This window comes from Photorhabdus sp. RM96S, assembly GCF_042879335.1.
GTDB classification, from domain to species: domain Bacteria; phylum Pseudomonadota; class Gammaproteobacteria; order Enterobacterales; family Enterobacteriaceae; genus Photorhabdus; species Photorhabdus kayaii.
The window spans coordinates 1-539 of the sequence record NZ_JBHFKT010000167.1 but is presented as its reverse complement, the minus strand read 5'-3'; the positions used below and the strand labels follow the sequence as shown (position 1 = coordinate 539).

At 61.2% G+C, this 539-nt stretch carries 1 protein-coding gene; it reads left to right on the top strand.

Annotated features, from left to right (window positions below):
• Positions 1–539 (top strand): toprim domain-containing protein (locus tag ACGF49_RS24780; protein ID WP_387493393.1); only part of this gene is annotated, 539 nt, incomplete at both ends.

Sequence of the window (539 nt, the reverse complement as noted above, 5' to 3'; positions counted from 1 at the left end):
TTGCCTTTGACCGGGACGAGGCCGGAGACCGTGGCGCGGCCAGTGTGGCGGCTGATTTACTGGAAGCCGGTATCGAGGCATGGCGGGTGCAGTTCCCGCCGGGCATGGATGTCAATGACTATGCCGTCAAAAGTGGCAACGCCGAACATGCGCTGGGGCTGGCCCTGCAACAGGCGGTCTGGTTGGGACAGGGAACGGCACCAGGTGCGGTGTTCAGTCATGAGCGGCCCGTCTCGTCAGATATGACGGAAAAGCCTCACAATGCAGATGTGGCTAAACCGGCTGCCTTAGCCGCCCCACCAGAGCTGACTGTTGCCCCCGTGCCTTGTGAGCGCACGGCCTGCGGTGAACTGGTGATGAAAAGCGGGCCCCGGGTCTGGCGGATACGGGGGATGAAAAAATCCCCGGTGCCGGATGTGATGAAAGTCAATGTGCAGGTGCGGGATGAAACGTCCGGCCTGTTCCATGTGGATACGCTGGACATGTACCATGCGCGGCATCGTCAGAACTACATCAGCACGGCGGCGCAAGAGCTGGAA